The sequence below is a fragment of the Parazoarcus communis SWub3 = DSM 12120 genome (assembly GCF_003226565.1).
GTDB classification, from domain to species: domain Bacteria; phylum Pseudomonadota; class Gammaproteobacteria; order Burkholderiales; family Rhodocyclaceae; genus Parazoarcus; species Parazoarcus communis.
Map to the genome: position 1 here is coordinate 66,570 of NZ_QKOE01000017.1, position 22,004 is coordinate 88,573.

A 22,004-nucleotide genomic window follows, 5' to 3' on the forward strand; every position below is an offset into this window, starting at 1 on the left:
AGACTTGAGTCATGATCCTCGACCAGCGGATCGTGACTCAAGCCGGACATGGCCTAAGAACTCGAAATGGCGTCGGACGCCTCGTACAAGGCCTTGCCAAAGGCCTTCCAGGCAGGGCCACCATGAGTATGAACACCAATCTGGGCGCTCTGGCGCATCGTATCGAGCATCAACTCGGTGAGGGCAAATAGCTCCCCAGTCAGTTTCTCGGTGCGAATTGGGCTACGCAGCAACTTCATCACGCATCCCGGCTTGCAACTCAAGGCCTGACGGGCAAGCTCACGCAGCCTGGCCTGATCATCCCAGTCCAGCCCAAGCGCGAGCCCGCGCTTGTAGATTTCGCGTTCGAGCTCGTCCGCCGTACGCGCATAATGTCCAAATCCACTCATTTCCCAGACCTTTCAAATTCACCGGATCGAAGTCAACCGGTGCGGACACACATGCCCTGTCACACAGCCGATTCGCCTTCATTCACACAAGCGCAGCACCCTGTCGCCAAGACACGGCCGTACGGGCTTGAAGCGTGGCAGTGCTGCACCGCATCACTATACCGCGCCGTCCGTCAGGGCCTATGTGCAATCTGCTGCCTGCTCGCGCTGCAAACCAGCCCGCTGTACGCCAGCAGCAGCCTGCCCACCGCCGTCAGACTGGCACTCGACCGGGCTCAAGTCACTCCCGATGCGGTATCGATCTGGGTGCAGCCGGTCGACGCACCGGCACCCAGCCTGATCCACAATGCCGGCACTCCGATGAACCCCGCATCGGTCATGAAGCTCGTCACCGCCTTTGCTGCGTTCGAGCAGCTTGGTCCGGCACACATCTGGAGTACCCGGTTTGCAAGCACGGCCGCCATCACCAACGGTACGCTGACAGGCGACCTCTACCTCATCGGCAGTGGCGACCCGGTACTCGATCAGGATCGCGTCAGCCGAATGCTGCGACGATTGCGCGGCCTGGGCATCGAACGCATCGCTGGCGACATCGTGCTTGACGCGTCGGTACTCAGCCTTCCTCCGCACAACCCCGACGCCTTCGACGGACGGGGACTACGCCCGTACAACAGCGGCCCTTACGGGCTGCTGATGCATTACAACACCCAGCAACTCGCACTGTTTCCCGCACACAGCGCCAACGAAGCAGTCACCGTCATCGCCGAGCCCGCACTGGCTGGCGTGGTCATCGACAATCGCATCGTCACCTCCGGCGCCCCCTGCGAACTGTGGTACAGCGACCTCGAAGCCCGCCTGGAGCCCGGTCGCCGCCTGGTGCTGAGTGGCAGCCTGCCGGGCAGCTGTGGTCCGCGCACCTGGAGCGCGGCCCCCCTGCCCCCTGCAGAGTACGGCACCGCGCTGGTCGCCACGCTCTGGTCCGAAGCGGGTGGCCGCATCGGCGGTACCGTGCGTGAAGGCACCGCACCTGCAGGCCAATCAACGCTGATCAGCCACGAATCACCACCGCTGGCAGACATCGTACGCGACATGAACAAATGGTCCAGCAATGTCATTGCACGGCAACTCCTTGCCACGCTGGGCACCTATTCCGGCACCCCCACAAGCGACGCCGTCGCCAAGGGCGCAGAACAGGCGCAAAGAATACTGGCTGGCGCGGGCGTTGCAACCGAAGGGCTGGTGATAGAAAACGGATCCGGACTGTCGCGAATCGAACGGATCCGCGCCGCCGACCTCGGGCAGATGCTGATCGCCACCTGGTATCGGCCCTGGATGCCGGAATTCATCTCCGCACTTCCGGTCGCCGGGCTGGACGGCACCGCGCGTCGCCGGCTAGGCACCAGTCCGGCCCGCGGCCAGGCACACATCAAGACCGGCACGATCAATGGTGTGCGGGCCATCGCGGGTTATGTCCTGGACCGTCATGGCAGGCGCCATGCGGTCGTGATGATGGTGAATCACACCAATGCTGCCAACACTGCGGACGCCCAGGATGCCTTGCTGGAGTGGGTATGGGCAGGCAAACCCTGATCAGGGCAGCGGCAGCGCCCGCCGATCGATCAAGGTCCACCAGCCGCGCACCACGCGGTACAACACCCACAGACTGGCGCCGATCAACACCAGCACGGCCGCAGGCAAGCCAATCAGCGTGATCGCCATCAAGAGCGCCGCCATCACCCATAGCACTGCAAACCAGAAGGTCCGGATCTGCCAGCGGAAATGACTTTCCAGCCAGGTACCACGCACTGCCCCCTGCTTGACATAGTTCAGCACCACTGCCGCAATCGAAGGCAGACTGGCGATGAAGCTTCCCAGGATGGTTGCCGACCCCAGCACGCCGGTCACCACGGCAAACGCATGCAGGGCGTAGATCAGGTGAGTCAGCGTCACCATGTTTTCCGACGGCTGCCCCACCTGCAGCGGTGCGGGAACGGAATCGGGATAGGCCATTGTCGTGTCACTCCTGTTGGTAAAGGCGCTGGTCACCATCGCCTGCATGAGACATCACACCGCAAGGCTCCGATCGGGGCGACACACAACCATCCGCCCACGCAGCGAAGCAGCTACGCTCGGGCACCGACCCGCCCCCACCTGCTCACAGCCCAAGAGCGCCCCAGATCTCATCGACTCGGGCCTTGACTGCATCGTCCATGACGATCGGACGCCCCCATTCTCGATTGGTTTCCCCCGGCCACTTGTTGGTCGCGTCCAGCCCCATCTTGCTGCCCAGACCCGCCACCGGCGAAGCAAAGTCGAGGTAGTCGATCGGCGTGTTATCCACCAAAGTCGTGTCGCGGGTCGCATCCATGCGCGTGGTCAAGGCCCAGATCACTTCCTTCCAGTCCCGGATGTTCACATCATCATCGACCACGATGATGAACTTGGTGTACATGAACTGCCGCAAAAAACTCCAGATGCCGAACATCACCCGCTTGGCGTGCCCGGGGTACTGCTTGCGGATGCTCACCACGGCCAGACGGTAGGAGCATCCCTCTGGCGGCAGGTAAAAGTCGACGATCTCGGTGAACTGCTTCTGCAGCAAAGGTACGAACACCTCGTTGAGCGCCACGCCCAGCATGGCAGGCTCGTCCGGTGGCTTGCCGGTGTAGGTGGAGTGGTAGATCGGATCGCGACGCATGGTGATGCGTTCAATGGTAAACACCGGAAACTCCGAGACCTCGTTGTAGTAGCCGGTGTGGTCGCCGTAAGGCCCTTCAGGCGCCATGTCGCCGGCCTGGATCACCCCCTCGAGCACGATCTCGGCAGATGCCGGCACCTGCAAGTCGTTCCCCAGGCACTTCACCAGTTCCGTCTTCGCGCCCCGCAGCAAGCCGGCAAACTGATACTCGGAGATTGTGTCCGGCACAGGTGTCACCGCCCCTAGAATGGTCGCCGGATCACAGCCCAGCACCACCGACACAGGGAAAGGCTCACCTGGATGGGCGCGTTGATGCTCAAGAAAATCGAGCGCGCCGCCGCGATGTGCCAGCCAGCGCATGATCACCCGGTTGCGCCCGATGACCTGCTGACGGTAGATGCCCAGATTCTGCCGTTTCTTGTGCGGCCCGCGCGTCACCACCAGACCCCAGGTGATCAGCGGGGCAGCATCGCCCGGCCAGCAATGCTGGATCGGCAACCGGGCCAGATCGACCTCGTCCCCCTCCCACACCACCTGCTGGCACGGTGCCGAACGCACCTCTTTCGGTGCCATGTTCAGCACCTGCTTCAACACCGGCAGCTTGTCCCAGGCATCCTTCAGCCCCTTGGGCGGCTCCGGCTCCTTCAGATAGGCCAGCAACTTGCCAACCTCGCGCAGCGGCGTGCTCCAGTTGCCGTCCGCCACATCCTCGCCCATGCCCATCGCCACCCGTTGCGGCGTGCCAAACAGATTGGCCAGCACCGGAATCGCCTGCGGCACACCCCGGGTCAGCGGTTTTTCAAACAGCAGCGCCGGGCCACCCGCCCGCAATACACGGTCGGCGATCTCGGTCATTTCAAGATGCGTATCGACCGGCACACCAATGCGTTTCAGCTCGCCGCGAGCCTCAAGCTGAGCGATGAAGTCTCGCAAATCGTCGTATTTCATGAAGGCGTCTCGTTATCGGGTGCCGGAGCGCATGGCTTGCGCCCCCAGGGGGACTTATGACTCCGGCCAAGTGATTCCGTGCCCTGCGTACCGTCGAAGGACAATGGGATTCGGCAAGCCTGGATCAAACCGGAGTGCGGCATTCACGGGCCGGGCTATCAACGGTGGGCGTTGATCGCATCACGGGTGTCGATCGCTGCCTGACGGGCCGCGTCGGCAAAATCTTCGCCTTTGCCCGCATACAGGATGGCGCGAGAAGAATTGATCATCAGCCCGGTCCCCGCTGCGGTACGTCCGGCCGCCAGCGTGGCCGCGACGTCGCCGCCCTGGGCGCCGATACCCGGCACCAGCAGCGGCATGTCTCCGGTCAGTTCGCGTACGCGTGCGATCTCCGCCGGAAAGGTGGCCCCCACGACCAGACCGCAATTGCCGCTGGCGTTCCAGTCCTGCGCCACCAGGCGGGCAACATGCTCGTACAACTTCAACCCGCCGACATCCAGGAACTGAAGGTCCGAGCCGCCCGGATTCGATGTGCGGCAAAGCAGGATCACCCCCTTGTCGGGGTAGGCCAGATAGGGATCGACCGAATCCCGCCCCATGTAAGGGTTGACCGTGATCGCATCGGCCTTGTAGCGCTCGAAGGCCTCGACCGCATACTGTTCGGCGGTGCTGCCGATATCTCCGCGCTTGGCATCCAGCACCACCGGCGTACCCGGATGACGTGCATGAATGTGCTCGATCAGTGCCTCGAGCTGATCTTCCGCACGATGTGCGGCGAAATAGGCGATCTGAGGCTTGAAGCAGCACACCAGATCGGCGGTCGCATCGACAATCGCGCTGCAGAACGCCAGGATTGCGTCCGGCCGACCCTGCAGGTGTGCAGGAAACTTGGCCGGATCAGGATCGAGTCCGACGCAGAGCAGGCTGTTGCGCTGCTGCCAGGCAGCGCCAAGGGCGGTCATGAAGTGCATGGAAGAATCCCGGTCGGATCAGAGGGGAAAGACAAGCCAGGGGCAGGGCACCGTGATCAGCACCGGCCACATTCGAGGACGCCTGTCCGGTCACACGCGACGCAACAGATCATCGACAAAAATGCCGGCAAAGATCACCGCACCCACCCAGTTATTGTGGCGGAAAGCCTTGAAGCAACGCATGCGGTCGCGGTCGCGGATCAAGCCGTAATGGTACAGGGCGATGCCCACGGCGCCGAGCAGGCCCAGAAAATACGCGACACCACGCTCACCAGCGAGGCCAATCATTGCCAGAATGGCAAATGCGGCCGCGTAGCACAGCATCACTGCAAGCACATCGAAACGGCCAAAGGTGATCGCCGAAGTGCGGATGCCGATCTTCAGGTCGTCGGGCCGGTCCACCATCGCATATTCTGTGTCGTAAGCCACCGCCCAGAAGATGTTGGCCAGCAGCATCGCCCATGCTTCCAGCGGCACCTCGCCAAGGATGGCAGCGTAGCCCATCGGGATTCCACAACCAAAGGCAATGCCCAGATAGGCCTGAGGGATGGCAAGAAAACGCTTGGTGTACGGATAGCTGCCCGCCAGGAACAAGGCCGGTAGCGACAGCCAGATCACCAGCCCATTGAGCGGCAGGATCAGCACAAAAGCCAGCAAGGACAAGCCCGCCGCCAGCAACAGGGCCTCGCGCGTACTCAGCGCACCCGTCGCCAGCGGCCGGTTGCGGGTACGCTCGACATGACCGTCGAAGTTGCGGTCGGCGTAATCGTTGATCACACAGCCAGCAGAACGCATCAGCAGCGTGCCGACGGCAAAGATCAGCAGCACATGCAGGGGCGGAAAGCCGTCTGCCGCCAGCCACAGCGCCCACAGCGTCGGCCACAGCAACAGCAGCGTGCCGATGGGCTTGTCCAGGCGCATCAGGCGGGCATAGAGGGATAAACGGTGCGGCAGGCGGTCGGTCAGCGTCATTGCGGAAACAGCATTTCAGAAAAACAGCGCAACCCGCATCTTACCGGATCAGGCACGCAACAAGCCTTCCCGGCTACCCAGCCAACGCGCCATCAACCGATCCACTGCGGCGGGATCCTCGCGCAGCAAGCGTTCCGCAAGCGCCCGAGCAGGCTCGATCAGGTCGCCATCGGTCTCAAGGCTGGCATAGCGCAACAGCGGCACACCGCTCTGGCGCGCGCCAACGAACTCGCCCGGGCCACGAATGCGCAGATCCTCGCGCGCGATCTCGAAACCATCCGTATGTTCATAGATCACCTTGAGCCTGGCCCGGCCGGTTTCCGACAACGGCTGGGCAAAGATCAGGATGCACACCGATTCGGCCGTGCCACGCCCCACCCGCCCGCGCAACTGATGCAGTTGAGCCAGCCCGAAGCGCTCGGCATGCTCGATGACCATCAGACTGGCGTTGGGTACGTCGACACCGACCTCGATCACCGTGGTCGCCACCAGCACCTGCAACTCACCTGCCGCAAACGCGGCCATCGTCGCGGCTTTCTCGTCCGTTTTCAGCCGCCCATGAATCAGTCCGACGCGCAACTCAGGCAAGGCCGCACACAGGGTCTCGTAGGTTTCCACTGCGGTCTGCAACTGCAGCGCCTCGGACTCCTCAATCAACGGACAGACCCAATAGGCCTGACGACCTTCCAGGCAGGCCTCGCGCACCCGGCCGATCACCTCGTCACGACGCGCATCCGACACCAGCCGGGTGCGGATCGGTGTGCGCCCCGGCGGCAGCTCATCGAGCACCGACACATCAAGATCAGCATAGTGGGTCATTGCCAGGGTGCGCGGAATCGGCGTCGCCGACATCATCAACATGTGCGGCCGCCGCCCGTCAGCCCCCTTGTCGCGCAAGGCCAGACGCTGACGCACGCCAAAGCGATGCTGCTCGTCGACCACCGCAAGCGCCAGGCGCGGCATGGCCACCGGATCCTCGATCAAGGCATGCGTGCCCACGGCCAGCAGGCACTCACCGCTTTGCAGCCGGGCGAGCACCACCTCCCGCTCACGCTTGCGCCGACTGCCCGACAACCAGGCCACCTCAACACCCAGTGGCGTCAGCCAGCCCGCCAGCTTGCGATAATGCTGCTCGGCCAGGATCTCGGTCGGCGCCATCATCGCCGCCTGCCAGCCGTTCTCCGCCGCCTGCAGCATGGCCAGTGCAGCCACAATGGTCTTGCCGCTCCCCACATCCCCCTGTAGCAGGCGCTGCATCGGATGACTCGCCGCCAGGTCACGGGCAATCTCGCGCTGCGCCCGCGCCTGTGCCGCTGTCAGACCAAAGGGCAGGCCTTCGAGCAGCGCCTGGGTCAGTTGTCGACGCGCAGCCAGGGCAACCGCCACATGGGCGCGACGGGCGTTGTAGGCGCGACGCAAACTGAGTTGCTGTACCAGCAGCTCCTCAAACTTGATCCGCTGCCATGCCGGATGATCGCGATTCTCGAGCGCAGCCGGATCGGCATCCGGCGCCGGTCGGTGCAGCGCACGCACGGCCTCGGCAAAGCCCGGCAGGCCCAGCTCGGCGAGCGTATTGGCCGGCAGTCCCTCTTCCAGCGGCACCAGGTTGAGCGCCCGCTCCACCAGCTTGCGCAAAGCAGCCTGCCCCAGGCCGGCCGTGGTCGGATAAACCGGGGTCAAGGCATCCGGCAAGGATTCGGCCTCTTCGACCGGGCGCACTCTTGGATGCACCATCTCAAGACCAAGGAATCCACCGCGTACTTCGCCAAACAAGCGCACCCGACGCCCGGTGGCCATCTGCTTCTGCTGTGAGGGATAGAAGTTGAGCCAGCGCGCGACCAGCGCGCCACTGGCATCGGCAATACGTGCAACCAGCTGCCGACGCGGTCGCAGCGTGACTTCGCAACTCAGCACCTCGCCTTCGACCTGGGCCGGGAAACCCGGCCGGGCCACGGCAATCGGCGTCAGCCGGGTCTCATCCTCGTACCGTAAGGGCAGATGAAGGATCAGGTCATCGAGACGATGAAGATCCAGCTTGGCCAGCCGGCTGGCCAAGGGCGTACCGGAAGCCGGCCAGCCGACAGCAGGTGGCAGGCGAGCAACAGCCGTGTCGGGCATGAAGCCGCCTCAGCACCTGTTGGCAGAATGCTGCGGACGGGTGACACCGCCCCCGCCCGGCGCTGCAGATCGACTCACCCCAGCTCAGCCAAGCACGAGAATGGCATCGGCCTCGACGACTGCGCCCCGAGGCAGCTCCTTGACGCCGACCGCGGCACGCGCCGGATAGGGCTCGGCAAAGTAGCGCGCCATCACTTCATTCACCTTGGCAAAGTTGCCGAGATCGGTGAGGTAGATGGTGAGCTTGACTGCATCGGCCAGCGAGCCACCCGCGGCTTCTGCCACGGCTTTCAGGTTTTCGAACACGCGCACGGTCTGCGCCTCGAAACCCTCGACCAATTGCATCGATACCGGATCGAGACCGATCTGGCCCGAGCAATACACGGTGTTACCGGTCTTGACCGCTTGTGAATAGGTGCCGATCGCGGCTGGCGCCCCCGGGGTGGAAACAATGCTGCGGCTCATTGAAACTGTCCTGAGTTGATTGAATGTAAAAAGTCAGCCCTGCGCGCGCAAGATGATGTCGCAACCGAACTTGTTGATCACCTTCTGCAGCCCGCGGCGCGCACCAACGTTGATGACAACCGGCGCCATGAAGTTGGCACGCAGACCCGCAGTGGCCGGATCATCATCCTCGCGGCGGACGATGATGGCCACCAGCGCGTCTTCCGGGCGTGCCAACTGCAGGACGGCCACGTCCTCATCGGTCAGCGGAAACTCGTAGGTCACGCCAAGCTGCTCCGGCCCGGTCAGCGAAAACGCCACGTCCGGATCCTCGACGCTCTGCAGCAGGAACACCGAGGCCGCACCGCCCTCCTCATGCACCAGCACAAAGCGACGACACTGCTCAAATCCGGGCAAACCCGCCGGAAACTCGATTACCTTGTCATCCGCGACTTCCAGAGCGCCCAACAAGGGGCTTTCGATCTTCATGTTTCTCTCTCCTCCCGACTCGATTCAAATGTTCCTGCAAGACAGCCACCAACAGACAGCCTGGGTCACTTTGTCTTCCGTGGTGGAATCACGATACCACTTGCCACGCCATCGCGCTTCAATCGTGCCTGCGCCGCCTCGGCCTCCTGTTTGCTGGCGAATGGCCCGACCACGACGCGCCCCTCAATCCGCACCGGCAAGCCACGGCGGCTGACATCGGCCTGCAGTGCTTCGGCGTTCTGCATCGCGCCAAACACCCCCAGCTGTACCATATAGCCGTCCGGCAGCACGACCGGTGCAGGCCGGGTGTCCACACTCACGGCCTGAGACGCCTGCGCATCCACCATCTGCACCGGTGCCGGAGGCGCGAGGTCCATGGCCTGCGCCGGGGCAGGAGCAGGGGCCTCCACGATGACTGCAGGCGTCGCATCCTGCACCGGCAGGGCGTCCTGCGCCGGAGCAGGCACCGGAACAGCGGACGGCGTTGCCCCTGGCGCCTGGACAAGGGCACGAGGCGGTGGCGGCGCCTGATCCTGGATCAACACCAGCACCATCAACACCAGCGCCAGCGCTACCGCGGCCCCACCCCGCATCAACGCCCGTCGCCGGTCGGCGCTGATACTTGCCTTATCCGTCTCGCTCATCACAGCCCCCCCGCCTGACCACCTGCAGCAAGCGAGACCACCAGTTCGGCTTCAGATCGGGTGATACCGCAGCGGGCAGCAATATCATCAACTGACATGCCCCGACGCGCCAGGACCAGGGCTTCACTGTACTCCGGCGAAGCGCTCTGCGCCGGCTCGGGCGCCACGACGGGAGGGGGTTCGACCTGCGCGCGCTGTTCAAGCCCGGCAATCTGCGCATGGAGCGCGCCGATCTCCTCCTGCTGTACGCCCAGCGCGGCCTTCAGCGCACCCAGTTCGCGCCTCAGGCGCTGTGTCTCCAGTTCCAGCGCGAACAAGGCAGGACCATGATCAACGGCATCCGGCACTGGCTTTCCTGTAACCGCGCCCCCCCCGGCTTCAACAGCGGGGGGCAACGGAGCTGGCGTAGGCGCATAGTCAAAACCGGTGTCCTCGTCCTCATCTTCCTCGCGAACATCGATAGCCTTCTGCGCCGTCGGGGGCGCTGGCGTGGCTGCACGCACACGTCGTCCGGCCAGTAAGGCGCGTATCAGCTGCCAGGCGCCGTAAATCAGCAGCGCCGCCACCATCACCCAGAGGAACTGTCGCATCTCGCCGGCTCCTTCAGCAACCTGGGGACGAGACGGCAATGCGCGTCAGCAGGACGTTGAAGAGACACACCATGGAGCGGAACCCGGGGAATGAATTGCCCCGATAATACTGGCGCCTATCGCTAAGGACAAACACGAATGGATTTCGACCCGCATCTGGCTCTGTTCTGGCTAAAGAAACTAGCCTCTGTTGCCATGCTGCCGCCCCTGCTACCCTTTCTGCTGATCCTGGCCGGACTACTGCTGAAAAACCGCAAACCGCGCCTGTGCACTGCAACCACCTGGACTGGACTGATTGTTGGCCTGCTGACGATTACGCCCTATCCGGTTGGCGAAGCCCTCCGCCTGCTGGAACCTCGCAGCCCATTGGCCATAACCGACCTCGAACATGCCGAAGCGATTGTCGTGCTCGGCGGCGGCCGCATGAGCAATGCACCGGAGTACGACGGCGACACCGTCAACCGATACACACTCGAACGCCTGCGCTACGCCGCACGGCTGACACGCCAGACCGGCCTGCCCTTGTTGGTCAGCGGTGGAGCTCCGGCGGGGGACACGCCTGAAGCGACGCTGATGAAGGCTGCGCTACAGGAAGACTTCGGCGTCACGGTAAGGTGGAAGGAAGACCGCTCGCTCGACACCCGACAGAACGCACGCTACTCCGCGCAGATCCTGCAACAACAGGGTATCGGCAGTATCCTGCTGGTCACCCATGCTGCCCACATGCGACGGGCGCAGATCGAATTCGAATCACAAGGCATCAAGGTGATTCCAGCCCCCACCGCATGGCAGGGACCACGCGCCGGCGACGAAGACAGGGGCTGGCCTGCCCTGCCCAGCCCAAGCGCCGCCTATGCCGGATGGTATGCGCTGTACGAGTGGCTGGGGTTGCTCGCCTACCGGCTGTCGCGCTAGCTGCAGGGCTTTGGGCAGGTCCGGTCCGCCATGGAGCAAACCGCCCGCACCCGCCTTCACCCCAATCTGGAAGACTAGCGCTCAGCGCCAGCAGTAGCCCTCATACGCCCCGGAATGCCGGCTTGCGCTTCTCCAGAAACGCCGTGACGCCCTCCGCAAAGTCGGCGGTGCCGCCACAACGGCCAAATGCCTCAGCCTCGCTCTGCAGGTGTGTTTCAAGCTGATGGTCATGCGAGCTTGCGAGCAAACGCTTGATCTCGCCATAAGTCCCCAACGGGCCTCGCTTGAGACGATCCACCAGTCGCGCGACTTCAGCCTCCAGCTGATCCGGCTCGACACTGCGATTGAGCAAGCCCAGCCTGACCCCCTCGGCGGCGTCAAAGCGATCACCCAGCAACAACAGCTCGGCCGCCTTACGCCGACCGACGATGCGCGGCAGGAAATAGGACGCGCCTCCGTCACCCGACAAGGCAATGGCTGCGTAGGCAGTGGTAAATACTGTATTGCTTGCAGCAATCGCAAAGTCGCAGCCCAGCATCAGAGACAGCCCAAAACCGGCACACGCCCCCCGCACCTTGGCAATCACCGGTTGATCCAGGCGCTGCAGGACCTCGACGGTCGGATTGATGTGCTGCTCGATCATTGCCCGGAAGGTCGCACGTCGAGCTTCCGCAGACAGATGAAGGTGGGTAGCGAAATCCTTCAGATCGCCGCCTGCCATGAAGTGATCACCCGCCCCCTCGATCACCACGACCGCGTAGTCCTTGCGCGCCGCCAGCGCCCGCACTGCCGCCGCCAGATCCTGCATCATCTCCACCGACAGCGCATTGAGCTGCGCCGGCCGGTTCAAGGTCAGGGTGGCGACGCCGTTGGCAACATCGGTCAATACGGTTCCTGCCATGCTTTCTCCTGTTTTGGTCATGGACGGCCTTGGGCCATCTCGTTTGTAAGTGCGACAGCGTACCGCGGAAAAGCAGAATGAAAAATGCCCGCAACGCCTCAATACAGGCAGTGCGGGCATTTTTGTGTGGCCAGCCAAGGCTGACCATCGGGTCAGGAATCAACCACCGAAGTCGTCCAGCATGATGTTTTCGCGTTCCACACCAAGGTCCAGCAACATCTTGATTACCGCGGCGTTCATCATCGGAGGTCCGCACATGTAGAACTCGCAGTCTTCCGGCGCCGGATGGTCCTTCAGGTAGTTTTCGAACAACACATTGTGGATGAAGCCCTTGTAACCGGTCCAGTTGTCTTCCGGCAGCGGATCCGACAACGCCAGATGCCACTTGAAGTTGGGGTTCTCTTCCTGCAGCTTGTTGAACTCTTCGACGTAGAAGGCCTCGCGCATCGAGCGCGCACCGTACCAGAAGGTGATCTTGCGCGTGCTCTTGAGGCGCTTGAGCTGATCGAAGATATGCGAACGCATCGGCGCCATGCCTGCGCCACCACCGACGAAGACCATCTCGTTCTGGGTGTCGCGAGCGAAGAACTCACCGAAGGGCCCATAGACGGTGACCTTGTCACCCTTCTTCAGGTTGAACACCCAGGACGACATCTTGCCCGGCGGAATATCGTCGCGATTGGGCGGGGGCGAGGCCACACGGATGTTGAACTTCACCACGCCCTTCTCGTCCGGGTAATTCGCCATCGAGTACGCACGGATCGTGGTTTCCTCGACCTTGGAGACGAAGCGCCACATGTTGAACTTGTCCCAGTCGCCGCGATATTCGTCCTGGATGTCGAAGTCCTTGTAGTTGACCACATGCGGCGGGCACTCGAGCTGCACATAGCCGCCCGCACGGAAAGCCACTTCCTCGCCTTCGGGCAAGCGCAGGGTCAGCTCCTTGATGAAGGTGGCCACGTTGGGGTTGGACTCCACCGTGCATTCCCACTTCTTCACGCCGAAGACTTCTTCCGGCACCTCGACCTTCATGTCCTGCTTGACCGGGGTCTGGCACGACAGACGCCAGCCTTCCTTGGCATCACGCTTGGTGAAGTGCGACTCTTCGGTGGGCAGCATCGAACCGCCCCCCTCCTTGACCACACACTTGCACTGCGCGCAGGTACCGCCGCCGCCGCAGGCGGACGGCAGGAACAAGCCGCTTTCGGCCAGGGTCTGCAGCAACTTGCCGCCGGCCGGCACGGTGATCTTCTTTTCGCCATTGATGTCGATGGTGACATCGCCGCTGGCGACCAATCTGGAGCGGGCAAAGATGATGAACATGGCCAGCGCAAGCACGATGGCAGTGAACATGCCGATGCCGAGAATGATTTCGGTATTCATGCGTTCGTTCCGTCCTTAGAGCTGCACACCGGAGAAGGACATGAAGCCCAGCGACATCAGCCCGATGGTGATGAAGGTGATGCCCAGGCCCTGCAGGCCCTCAGGCACATCGCTGTACTTCAGCTTTTCGCGGATACCGGCCAGCAGCGCGATCGCCAGTGCCCACGAGAAACCCGAACCAAAGCCATACACCACGCTTTCGGACAGGTTGTAGTCACGTTCGACCATGAACAGCGCACCACCCATGATTGCGCAGTTGACCGTGATCAGCGGCAGGAAAACGCCCAGCGCGTTGTAAAGGCTGGGTACGTACTTGTCGAGCAGCATCTCGATCACCTGCACGATCGCCGCAATGATGCCGATGAAGGACAACAGCACCAGGAAGGACAGATCGACATCGGGCAATCCCGCCCATGCCAAGGCACCGTCACGTAACAGGTAGGTGAGTACCAGGTTGTTGGCCGGCACGGTGATCACCTGCACCACGATGACCGCGATACCGAGGCCGATCGCGGTCTCGACCTTCTTCGAAATGGCGATGAAGGTACACATGCCGAGGAAGAAGGACAGCGCCATGTTCTCGATGAACACCGCGCGGACGAAGAGGCTCAGATAATGTTCCATCTCAGTACGCCTCCTTGGTCACGACTTGCGGCGCCATCTTGAAAGCCGGCTTCTCCAGCTGGTCCTTCTTCCAGGAGCGCAGCCCCCAGATGAACAGCCCGATCAGGAAGAATGCCGAAGGCGGCAGCAGCAACAAGCCGTTGGGCAGATACCAGCCACCGTCCTTGATCAGCGGCAGGATCTCGATGCCGAGCAGCTTGCCCGCACCGAACAGCTCACGCACCACGCCCAGTGCGATCAACATGGCACTGTAGCCCAGGCCGTTGCCGATACCGTCGAGGAAGGACATGAAGGGCGGGTTCTGCATGGCGAAGGCTTCTGCGCGGCCCATGACGATACAGTTGGTGATGATCAGGCCGACGAACACCGACAGCTGCTTGGACAGGCTGAAGGCGTAGGCCTTCAGGATCTGATCCACCAGGATCACCAGCGAAGCAATGATCACCATCTGCACGATCATGCGGATCGAACTGGGGATCTGGCTGCGAATCATCGAGATGAACAGGTTGGAGAATGCCGTCACCAACGTCAGCGCAATCGACATCACCAGCGCAGTCTGCAGGTTGGACGTTACCGCCAGTGCCGAGCAGATCCCGAGGATCTGCAAGCCGATCGGGTTGTTGTTGAAGATCGGGTTAAGCAGGACTTCCTTGGCCGTATGCTTGGACATGATCAGACCCCCTGGTTACGCAGCTTGGCGAGATAGGGGCCGAAACCCTGTTCGCCGAGCCAGAATTGAAGCAGACGATCGACGCCGTTGCTGGTCAGCGTGGCACCAGCCAGAGCATCAACCTGGTGACCGGCCGACGGGCTGGCCGGGTCGACCCCGCCCTTGACGATCTGGATGACCGGCTTGCCGGAATCATCGAACAGGGTCTTGCCTGGCCACATCGCCTTCCAGTTCGGGTTGTCCACCTCGCCACCCAGACCCGGGGTCTCGGCATGCTGGTAGAAACCGAAGCCCACAACGGTGTTGAGATCGCCTTTCACCGCCATGAAACCGTGCAACGTCGACCACAGGCCATAGCCCCGCACCGGCAGGATCAGGGACTCGAGCTTGCCGTCCTGCTCGACCATATAGACCGTGGTGAAACGCTCGCGCCGCTTGATCAGCGCGATGTCGTCGCTGCCACGGAGCGCCGACGACAGCTGCGGGTCCTTGGCAGCCTTGAGCGGGTCGAAGGTAATGGGATCGTATGCGTCGGAATACTCGCCGGTTTCCAGGTCGACAACCTTGGCGGTAATGCGGCTGGCGAACAGATCCTTGACCTCACGTGAGGACAGATTGGCGCCGCCGATACCGGCGATCGACAGGATGCTGCGCTGCTTGTCGAGCAGTCGGTTCTCGATCTGCACCGGTTTCAGCGATACGGCTGCGCCGGCAACAAACACCGAGCTGACCAGACTGACCGCCAGCGCCACGAACAGCGTGCGGCCGGTAGATTCTTTCTTACTGGACATGGCGTGCCAACCTCCGCTTGATGTTTGCCGACACCACGAAGTGGTCGATCAACGGGGCACACAGGTTGGCGAACAGGATCGCCAGCATCATGCCCTCGGGGAAGGCGGGGTTCACCACACGGATCAGCACCACCATGATGCCGATCAACGCGCCAAACACCCACTTGCCCGTGTCGGTCATTGAAGCCGACACCGGGTCGGTGGCCATGAAGATCATGCCGAAGGCAAAACCGCCGACCACCATGTGCCAGTACCACGGCATGGCGAACATCGGGTTGGTGGCCGAGCCGACGCTGTTGAACACCAGGCTCATCGCAATCATGCCCAGCATCACGCCAGCGACGATGCGCCACGAGGCGATCTTCATGATCAGCAGCACCGCTCCACCGATGAAGATGGCCAGTGTGCTGACTTCGCCCACCGAGCCCTGCATGAAGCCGAAGAAGGCGTCGAACCAGGTCAGGCCGCTGGCCAGGATCTGATCCACCCCGCCCGCAGCCGCCTGCGACAGCGGCGTCGCGCCGGTATAGCCATCGACCGCCGTCCACACGCCATCGCCGGAGATCTGCGCCGGGTAGGCAAAAAACAGGAAGGCACGACCGGTAAGCGCCGGATTGAGGAAGTTCTTGCCGGTACCACCGAACACTTCCTTGCCGATGACGACGCCGAAGCTGATGCCCAATGCGACCTGCCACAGCGGAATGGACGGCGGACAGATCAGTGCGAACAGCACCGAGGTGACGAAGAAGCCTTCGTTGACCTCATGCCGCCGGACCGCGGCAAACAGCACTTCCCAGAAGCCGCCGACCACGAAGGTCACCAGGTAGATGGGCAGGAAGTAGGCTGCGCCATGCACCATGTTGTCCCACAGGCTGGCTGGGTTGAAGCCGGCGAAGATGCTGATCAGCGCCAGGCGCCAGTTGTCCTGCGCAGCCAGCAGATCGGGGTTGGCCGCGTAGATGGTGTTGGCCTGGTTGCCGATGTTCCACATGCCGAAGAACAGCGCCGGGAAGGTGCACAGCCACACCGTGATCATCATGCGCTTGAGGTCAAGGCCGTCGCGCACATGCGAGGTGGTGCGGGTGACGCTACCCGGCTTGAACAGGCCGGTGTCGATGGCTTCGTAGAGGGCGTAGAACTTCTCGTACTTGCCGCCCTTCTCGAAGTGATGCTCGATGCTGTCGAGATATGAACGCAGTCCCATGTCAGCCTTCCTTTTCGATGCGCGCGAGGTTGTCCCGGAGGATGGGGCCGTATTCGTACTTGCCGGCACACACATAGGTGCACAGCGACAAGTCTTCTTCGTCCAGCTCCAGGCAGCCGAGCTTCTGCGCCATTTCGGTGTCACCGACAATCAGGGAGCGCAGCAACTGCGTGGGCAGGATGTCCAGCGGCATCACCGCCTCGTAGTTGCCCACCGGCACCATTGCCCGCGGACTGCCGTTGGTCGAGGTGGTGAAATCGAACTTCTTGCCGCCAATCAGCTTGGAGATGTACAGATTGAGTACCGAATGCTTTTCGAAACCGGCACGCAGATAGTGCAGGAACTCGCGCTCGGTGCCCTCCTGCAGGCAGGACACCTGCAGGTGATAGCGCCCCAGGTAGGCACAGGCGCCACGCGCAGTGCGCCCGCCAAATACCGAACCCGAGATCACCCGCACCTTGCGCCCGACCGAGATCTCTCCGGCGGTCAGCTCATCCAGGCTGGCGCCGACGCGGGTGCGCACCAGGCGCGGCTTGTCAACCATGGGGCCAGCCAGCGCAACGACCCGCTCTTCCCACAGGCGACCGCTGGCGAACAGCTTGCCAATCGCGATCACGTCCTGGTAATTGAGCTGCCACACCGATTTGTGCGCATCGACCGGGTCGAGGAAGTGGATGTGCGTACCCGGCAGACCCGCGGGGTGCGGACCCGCGAAGGTCTCGACCGACACATTGGCAATACCCGCACCAGGGATGCGCGCACCTTCGGCCTGGCACAGGAAGACCTTGGCCAGCCGCGCCAGCACCTTCAGGCCGCGGGCGAAATCGTCAGCGTACTCGGCGATGACCACGGCCGGATCGGCCGCCAGCGGATGGGTGTCGATCGCAGTCACGAAGATCGACGACGGCGTGGCATCCACCGCCGGCACCTTGCTGAACGGGCGGGTGCGCAGGGCCGTCCACAAGCCGGAATTCAGCAGGTTCTCGCGAACGGCCTGGGGCGCCAGCCGGTCGATCTCGGCGTCGCCGTAGCGGGCAAACTCGATCGCCTCATCGCCATCGACATCGATCACCACCGATTGCAGCACACGCTGCTCGCCGCGATGGATGGCGCTGATCACGCCAGCTGCCGGTGCAGTGAAATGCACGCCCGGCGTCTTCTTGTCGGAGAACAATACCTGACCCAGCTTCACCCGGTCGCCCACCTGCACCGCCATCGTCGGCTTCATGCCGTGATAGTCGAAGCCGATGACGGCCACGCTACGCACCGGCCTGCCGGCCTCGATGCGCTGCACGGGCGCGCCGGTGACAGGCAGGTCAAGTCCGCGTTTGATTCGTATCATGCGTCTATCGCCCAGTCACTCGTGAGAATGGTGAAGCCCCCGCACAGCAAGGCGCTCCGGGGATATCCGGAACGCGCGCGAAGGCCCCGCGTATACAAACCCGCGAATTATAAGGGAAACTCGCTGACCGATCACTTACGGTAATCACATATAAGACGTCTTTCGAAAAATATAAGCTCCCGCTGAAATACGAAACGGGCAGCCCCTGTTCGGAACTCCCCGATCCGGAAGGTTTTTTTCTACAACCGCACCGACTTGGTGCAGACATCACACCCGCTCGAATACCCCTGCTGCCCCCATGCCGGTACCGATACACATGCTGATCATGCCGTAACGCAAACCTGGATCGCGCTGCATCGCCGCCATCAGGGTGGCCGTTCGGATGGCGCCGGTCGCCCCCAGCGGGTGACCCAGCGCAATGGCACCACCCAGTGGATTCACCGTCGCAGGATCGAGCACCAGCTGCCGCATCACCGCGAGCGCCTGTGCCGCAAAGGCCTCGTTCAGCTCGGTCCAGCCAATGTCGGCCTGCGTCACCCCCGCGGCACGCAAGGCTCGCGGAATGGCCTCGACCGGCCCGATGCCCATCACCTCCGGCGCCACACCGGCCACCGCAAAGCTGGCAAAGCGCGCAAGCGGCGTCGCCCCATAGCGTTTCAAGGCTGCCTCACTCATCAGCAATACCGCACCTGCACCATCTGACATCTGCGAGCTGTTACCCGCAGTGACCGAACCGCGCGCGGCGAACACCGGCTTCAGCTTGGCCAGCGATGCCGCCGAAGCATCTGTACGCGGCCCCTCGTCCTCACCGACCACCCGCTCGACGATCCTCACCGCACCGCCCTCACCGGGCAGATGCGAGCGCACCGTGTAGGGCAGGGTTTCATCGGCAAAATGGCCAGCGGCGATCGCCGCACAAGCCCGGCGATGGGACTCGAGCGCAAAGGCATCCTGATCCTCACGACTGACCTGCCAGCGCTGCGCCACCTTCTCCGCAGTCAAGCCCATGCCATAGGCGATGCCGACATTCTCGGCACGGGCAAAGATCGCCGGATTGAGGCTGACCTTGTTACCCATGATCTGCGGCATCGCACTCATGCTCTCGGTGCCGGCCGCAATCATCACGTCCGCCTCACCCAGCCGGATACGGGCAGCGGCATCGGCTACCGCCTGCAGCCCCGAAGCACAGAAACGGTTGATGGTCATGCCGGGCACGCGATCCGGCAGGCCAGCCAGCAACAAGCCAATGCGCGCCACGTTCATACCCTGCTCCGCTTCAGGCATGGCACAACCGACAATGACATCGCCGATCTCGACCGGGTCAAGGCCCGGCACCTTGTCCACCACCGCCCGCAACACACTCGCCAGCATGTCGTCAGGGCGTACATGACGGAATGCACCATTGCGTCGCGCCACCGGCGTGCGCACCGCGGCCACCACATAGGCATCCTGAATCTGTTTGCTCATGCTGCTCTCCTCAATTGCGCAAGGGTTTGCCGGTTTCCAGCATGTGCGCGATGCGTTGCTGCGTCGGCTTGGTTTTCAGCAGTTCGACGAACTGGGCGCGCTCGACGTCCAGGAGCCACTGCTCGCTGACCTGCGCATTCGACTCCACCTCGCCCCCACACAGGGCGGTGGCTGCGGCACGCGCCACCCGGTAATCATGGGCGGAAATGAAGCCGCCCTCGGCCATGTTCACCAGCATCAGCTCGCAGGTCGCAATACCGTTGCGGCCAGCCACCGTCACCTTGCGCGACGGCAGGGGAGGCCGCCATGCCGACTCGGCCAGCGCACGCGCACGCCGGATCGATACATGCAGCAACTCCGCTGCGTTGAACACCACATCATCGCCAGCCCGGCCAAAGCCCAGTTGAATTGCCTCCAGCCCGCTCTTGGCCACTGTGGCCATCGCAATCGTCTGGAACGCGTTCTGGATGTAGGGAAACACATCCCCGCCCGCGGCACGCTGCGCCATTGCATGGGCCTGCAAGGCAAACTCCTTGCTGCCGCCCCCCGCCGGAATCAAGCCCACACCGGCCTCGACCAGGCCGACATAGCTTTCCAGCGCCAGCACCCGGTGCGCCGCATGCATCGCAAACTCGCAGCCGCCGCCCAGTGCCATGCCCTGCACCGCAGCCACCACCGGCACCTGCGCGTGCTTGATGGCCATTGAGGTGCGCTGGAACTTGTCCACCATACGCTCGAGCAAATCGAACTGCCCGGCCCGGCAGGCCTCGCCCACCTGCTGCAGGTTGGCGCCGACCGCAAACGGTGCCTCGTGCCAGATCACCAGACCGTCAAGCTCGCGCTCGGCACGGGCGATGGCTTCCAGCATGCCCTCCATCACCTCGTCACCAATGGTGTGCATCCTGGAGGTGATCGACACGATGCCAATGCGCGCATCCTGGTCCGGACGCCGCCACAGGCGCACCCCGGCGTTCTCCCACAGTGTTTCCCCGCGTGGAGAGGGCGACTCGCCCAGCACGCGCTCGGGGTAAAGCTGGCGCTGGTACACCGGCAAACCGGTGCGCGGACGCAACTGCTGTGCCGATGCACTGAAGGAACCCTCCGCCGCATGCACCCCGTCACGCTCGAACACCCACGCCGGCAAGGGCGCCGCCGCCATTGCATGGCCGTGCTCGATATCCTCTGCCACCATGCGTGCGATCTCGCGCCAACCGGCCGACTGCCAGGTCTCGAACGGCCCTTGTGCCCAGCCAAAGCCCCAGCGCATCGCCAGATCGACATCGCGAGCGTTGTCAGCGATGTCGGCCAGATGCACCGCGCAGTAGTGGAATACGTCGCGGAAGATCGACCACAGGAACTGCGCCTGTGGGTGCGGGTGCGCCGCCAGCTGGGCAAACTTCTCTGCCGGATTGCGCAGCTTGAGGATGTCCTCCACGTCAGGAAGGACCTCACCCGCGCTGTCGCGGTAATCACGCAGGGCCAGATCCAGCACCTGGATCTGCCGCCCCTGCTTGCGATAGATGCCGGCACGCGTCTTCTGCCCGAGCGCGCCCTGGGCAATCAGGGCCTGCAACCAGTTGGGCACGCAGAAGTGTGCATGCCAGGGGTCCTGTGGCAAGGTCGCCTGCATGGTGCCAACCACATGCGCCAGGGTGTCCAGCCCGACCACATCGGCGGTACGGAAGGTGGCGCTCTTCGGGCGGCCGATGCGCGGCCCGGTCAGCAGATCGACCTCGTCAAAGCTCAGCCCCAGCCGGATCGTGTGATGCATGACGGCCAGGATCGAGAACACCCCGATCCGGTTGGCCACAAAGTTGGGCGTGTCCTTGGCCCGTACGATGCCCTTGCCCAGGCGGGTCACCAGCCAGGACTCGAGCGCGTCGAGCATCCCGGGCGCACTCTGCGAAGTCGCAATCAGTTCCACCAGCGGCATGTAGCGTGGCGGATTGAAAAAATGGATGCCGCAGAACCGGCTACGCTGCGCCGCAGGCATGCCCGCCGCCAGGGCCTCGATCGACAGCCCCGAGGTGTTGGAGGCGAAGATCGCATCGGGCTTCAGAAACGGCGCCACCCGGGCATACAGGTCGAGCTTCCATTCCATCTTCTCGGCAATCGCCTCGATCACCAGGTCGCACTCTGCGAGCCGCGCCAGGTCGTGGTCGTAGTTGGCGGCTTCGATATGCTGCAGCCGGTCGCGCGTCGCCAGCGGCGCGGGGTCGAGCTTCTTCAGGCCCGCCAGGGCCTTGTCGATGACGGTGTTGGGGGCGCCTTCGCGCGCCGCCAGGTCGAACAACAGCACCGGCACATCGGCATTGGCGCAATGGGCGGCGATCTGCGCACCCATCACGCCGGCACCGAGCACGGCCACCTTGCGGATGATCAGTCGGGTCACTGGGGTCTCCTCATGCGGGGGCGGCACGCCGACTTGGCGCCACCGCCTGCCC

At 63.2% G+C, this 22,004-nt stretch carries 21 protein-coding genes; 2 read left to right on the forward strand and 19 right to left on the reverse strand.

What is annotated here, in order from left to right; all coding sequences use genetic code 11:
* Positions 1–53 precede the first annotated feature (53 nt).
* A complete protein-coding gene (locus tag DNK49_RS18365) occupies positions 54–389 on the reverse strand; it encodes a hypothetical protein (RefSeq protein ID WP_110527966.1) in 336 nt (111 codons plus the stop codon).
* A 51-nt stretch (positions 390–440) separates the two neighbouring features.
* Here DNK49_RS18365 and dacB point away from each other — a divergent pair, with 51 nt between their 5' ends.
* Positions 441–1,979 (forward strand): D-alanyl-D-alanine carboxypeptidase/D-alanyl-D-alanine endopeptidase, encoded by a 1,539-nt coding sequence (gene dacB / locus DNK49_RS18370; RefSeq protein WP_110527969.1) that lies wholly within the window; start codon positions 441–443, stop codon positions 1,977–1,979.
* Here dacB and DNK49_RS18375 read toward each other — a convergent pair whose 3' ends face one another.
* The 9 genes from DNK49_RS18375 to DNK49_RS18415 form a co-directional block, all read right to left on the reverse strand.
* Entirely contained in the window at positions 1,980–2,399 is a 420-nt protein-coding gene (locus DNK49_RS18375; protein ID WP_110527972.1) for a DUF4870 family protein, read from the reverse strand.
* Between the two features lie 145 nt (positions 2,400–2,544).
* A complete protein-coding gene (gene ubiD, locus DNK49_RS18380; protein ID WP_110527975.1) occupies positions 2,545–4,035 on the reverse strand; it encodes a 4-hydroxy-3-polyprenylbenzoate decarboxylase in 1,491 nt (496 codons plus the stop codon).
* A 158-nt stretch (positions 4,036–4,193) separates the two neighbouring features.
* Complete coding sequence (gene pyrF / locus DNK49_RS18385; protein WP_110527977.1) at positions 4,194–5,006, reverse strand: orotidine-5'-phosphate decarboxylase; 813 nt, start codon at positions 5,004–5,006, stop codon at positions 4,194–4,196.
* A 90-nt stretch (positions 5,007–5,096) separates the two neighbouring features.
* Positions 5,097–5,978: a 4-hydroxybenzoate octaprenyltransferase gene (ubiA, locus tag DNK49_RS18390; RefSeq protein WP_110527981.1), complete on the reverse strand. Its 882-nt coding sequence runs from the start codon at positions 5,976–5,978 to the stop codon at positions 5,097–5,099.
* 48 nt (positions 5,979–6,026) lie between these two features.
* Positions 6,027–8,096: an ATP-dependent DNA helicase RecG gene (recG, locus tag DNK49_RS18395; RefSeq protein WP_110527984.1), complete on the reverse strand. Its 2,070-nt coding sequence runs from the start codon at positions 8,094–8,096 to the stop codon at positions 6,027–6,029.
* Between the two features lie 84 nt (positions 8,097–8,180).
* Positions 8,181–8,561: a RidA family protein gene (locus DNK49_RS18400; RefSeq protein WP_110527987.1), complete on the reverse strand. Its 381-nt coding sequence runs from the start codon at positions 8,559–8,561 to the stop codon at positions 8,181–8,183.
* A gap of 33 nt (positions 8,562–8,594) precedes the next feature.
* Positions 8,595–9,029, reverse strand: coding sequence for a flagellar assembly protein FliW (gene fliW / locus DNK49_RS18405; RefSeq protein ID WP_110527990.1), 435 nt, complete (start codon positions 9,027–9,029; stop codon positions 8,595–8,597).
* Positions 9,030–9,094: 65 nt separating this feature from the next.
* Positions 9,095–9,673, reverse strand: a complete 579-nt coding sequence (locus tag DNK49_RS18410) for an SPOR domain-containing protein (RefSeq protein ID WP_110527993.1) — start codon at positions 9,671–9,673, stop codon at positions 9,095–9,097.
* Entirely contained in the window at positions 9,673–10,263 is a 591-nt protein-coding gene (locus DNK49_RS18415; protein WP_207807040.1) for a DUF2802 domain-containing protein, read from the reverse strand. Before DNK49_RS18415 ends, DNK49_RS18410 begins: the two co-directional genes overlap by 1 nt.
* 138 nt (positions 10,264–10,401) lie before the next feature.
* Here DNK49_RS18415 and DNK49_RS18420 point away from each other — a divergent pair, with 138 nt between their 5' ends.
* The gene (locus DNK49_RS18420; protein WP_110527996.1) at positions 10,402–11,178 is read left to right on the forward strand and encodes a YdcF family protein; all 777 of its coding nucleotides are present in this window, start codon (positions 10,402–10,404) and stop codon (positions 11,176–11,178) included.
* A 100-nt stretch (positions 11,179–11,278) separates the two neighbouring features.
* Here the strand turns inward: DNK49_RS18420 and DNK49_RS18425 are convergent, their stop codons facing one another.
* From DNK49_RS18425 to DNK49_RS18465, 9 genes are all read right to left on the reverse strand, one after another.
* On the reverse strand, positions 11,279–12,079 hold the full coding sequence (locus DNK49_RS18425) for an enoyl-CoA hydratase/isomerase family protein (protein ID WP_110527999.1): 801 nt from the start codon (positions 12,077–12,079) through the stop codon (positions 11,279–11,281).
* A gap of 159 nt (positions 12,080–12,238) precedes the next feature.
* Positions 12,239–13,462 carry an NADH:ubiquinone reductase (Na(+)-transporting) subunit F gene (nqrF, locus tag DNK49_RS18430; protein ID WP_110528002.1) on the reverse strand — a complete coding sequence of 408 codons (1,224 nt, stop codon included), beginning with the start codon at positions 13,460–13,462 and terminating at the stop codon, positions 12,239–12,241.
* A gap of 15 nt (positions 13,463–13,477) precedes the next feature.
* Positions 13,478–14,086, reverse strand: a complete 609-nt coding sequence (nqrE, locus tag DNK49_RS18435) for an NADH:ubiquinone reductase (Na(+)-transporting) subunit E (RefSeq protein ID WP_110528005.1) — start codon at positions 14,084–14,086, stop codon at positions 13,478–13,480.
* A gap of 1 nt (position 14,087) precedes the next feature.
* Positions 14,088–14,756: an NADH:ubiquinone reductase (Na(+)-transporting) subunit D gene (locus DNK49_RS18440; RefSeq protein WP_110528008.1), complete on the reverse strand. Its 669-nt coding sequence runs from the start codon at positions 14,754–14,756 to the stop codon at positions 14,088–14,090.
* 2 nt (positions 14,757–14,758) lie between these two features.
* The gene (locus tag DNK49_RS18445; RefSeq protein WP_110528011.1) at positions 14,759–15,547 is read right to left on the reverse strand and encodes a Na(+)-translocating NADH-quinone reductase subunit C; all 789 of its coding nucleotides are present in this window, start codon (positions 15,545–15,547) and stop codon (positions 14,759–14,761) included.
* The gene (locus DNK49_RS18450; RefSeq protein WP_110528014.1) at positions 15,537–16,751 is read right to left on the reverse strand and encodes an NADH:ubiquinone reductase (Na(+)-transporting) subunit B; all 1,215 of its coding nucleotides are present in this window, start codon (positions 16,749–16,751) and stop codon (positions 15,537–15,539) included. Before DNK49_RS18450 ends, DNK49_RS18445 begins: the two co-directional genes overlap by 11 nt.
* 1 nt (position 16,752) lies before the next feature.
* Positions 16,753–18,093, reverse strand: coding sequence for a Na(+)-translocating NADH-quinone reductase subunit A (locus DNK49_RS18455; protein WP_110528017.1), 1,341 nt, complete (start codon positions 18,091–18,093; stop codon positions 16,753–16,755).
* 267 nt (positions 18,094–18,360) lie between these two features.
* Positions 18,361–19,560, reverse strand: coding sequence for an acetyl-CoA C-acyltransferase (locus DNK49_RS18460; protein ID WP_110528020.1), 1,200 nt, complete (start codon positions 19,558–19,560; stop codon positions 18,361–18,363).
* 10 nt (positions 19,561–19,570) lie between these two features.
* Positions 19,571–21,952 (reverse strand): 3-hydroxyacyl-CoA dehydrogenase/enoyl-CoA hydratase family protein, encoded by a 2,382-nt coding sequence (locus DNK49_RS18465; protein ID WP_110528023.1) that lies wholly within the window; start codon positions 21,950–21,952, stop codon positions 19,571–19,573.
* Positions 21,953–22,004 lie beyond the last annotated feature (52 nt).

Bases quoted from the DNA above. Each gene is read 5' to 3' on its own strand.
- DNK49_RS18365 (WP_110527966.1), bottom strand. From the start codon at position 389: ATGAGTGGATTTGGACATTATGCGCGTACGGCGGACGAGCTCGAACGC.
- dacB (WP_110527969.1), top strand. From the start codon at position 441: ATGCCCTGTCACACAGCCGATTCGCCTTCATTCACACAAGCGCAGCAC.
- DNK49_RS18375 (WP_110527972.1), bottom strand. From the start codon at position 2,399: ATGGCCTATCCCGATTCCGTTCCCGCACCGCTGCAGGTGGGGCAGCCG.
- ubiD (WP_110527975.1), bottom strand. From the start codon at position 4,035: ATGAAATACGACGATTTGCGAGACTTCATCGCTCAGCTTGAGGCTCGC.
- pyrF (WP_110527977.1), bottom strand. From the start codon at position 5,006: ATGCACTTCATGACCGCCCTTGGCGCTGCCTGGCAGCAGCGCAACAGC.
- ubiA (WP_110527981.1), bottom strand. From the start codon at position 5,978: ATGACGCTGACCGACCGCCTGCCGCACCGTTTATCCCTCTATGCCCGC.
- recG (WP_110527984.1), bottom strand. From the start codon at position 8,096: ATGCCCGACACGGCTGTTGCTCGCCTGCCACCTGCTGTCGGCTGGCCG.
- DNK49_RS18400 (WP_110527987.1), bottom strand. From the start codon at position 8,561: ATGAGCCGCAGCATTGTTTCCACCCCGGGGGCGCCAGCCGCGATCGGC.
- fliW (WP_110527990.1), bottom strand. From the start codon at position 9,029: ATGAAGATCGAAAGCCCCTTGTTGGGCGCTCTGGAAGTCGCGGATGAC.
- DNK49_RS18410 (WP_110527993.1), bottom strand. From the start codon at position 9,673: ATGAGCGAGACGGATAAGGCAAGTATCAGCGCCGACCGGCGACGGGCG.
- DNK49_RS18415 (WP_207807040.1), bottom strand. From the start codon at position 10,263: ATGCGACAGTTCCTCTGGGTGATGGTGGCGGCGCTGCTGATTTACGGC.
- DNK49_RS18420 (WP_110527996.1), top strand. From the start codon at position 10,402: ATGGATTTCGACCCGCATCTGGCTCTGTTCTGGCTAAAGAAACTAGCC.
- DNK49_RS18425 (WP_110527999.1), bottom strand. From the start codon at position 12,079: ATGGCAGGAACCGTATTGACCGATGTTGCCAACGGCGTCGCCACCCTG.
- nqrF (WP_110528002.1), bottom strand. From the start codon at position 13,462: ATGAATACCGAAATCATTCTCGGCATCGGCATGTTCACTGCCATCGTG.
- nqrE (WP_110528005.1), bottom strand. From the start codon at position 14,086: ATGGAACATTATCTGAGCCTCTTCGTCCGCGCGGTGTTCATCGAGAAC.
- DNK49_RS18440 (WP_110528008.1), bottom strand. From the start codon at position 14,756: ATGTCCAAGCATACGGCCAAGGAAGTCCTGCTTAACCCGATCTTCAAC.
- DNK49_RS18445 (WP_110528011.1), bottom strand. From the start codon at position 15,547: ATGTCCAGTAAGAAAGAATCTACCGGCCGCACGCTGTTCGTGGCGCTG.
- DNK49_RS18450 (WP_110528014.1), bottom strand. From the start codon at position 16,751: ATGGGACTGCGTTCATATCTCGACAGCATCGAGCATCACTTCGAGAAG.
- DNK49_RS18455 (WP_110528017.1), bottom strand. From the start codon at position 18,093: ATGATACGAATCAAACGCGGACTTGACCTGCCTGTCACCGGCGCGCCC.
- DNK49_RS18460 (WP_110528020.1), bottom strand. From the start codon at position 19,560: ATGAGCAAACAGATTCAGGATGCCTATGTGGTGGCCGCGGTGCGCACG.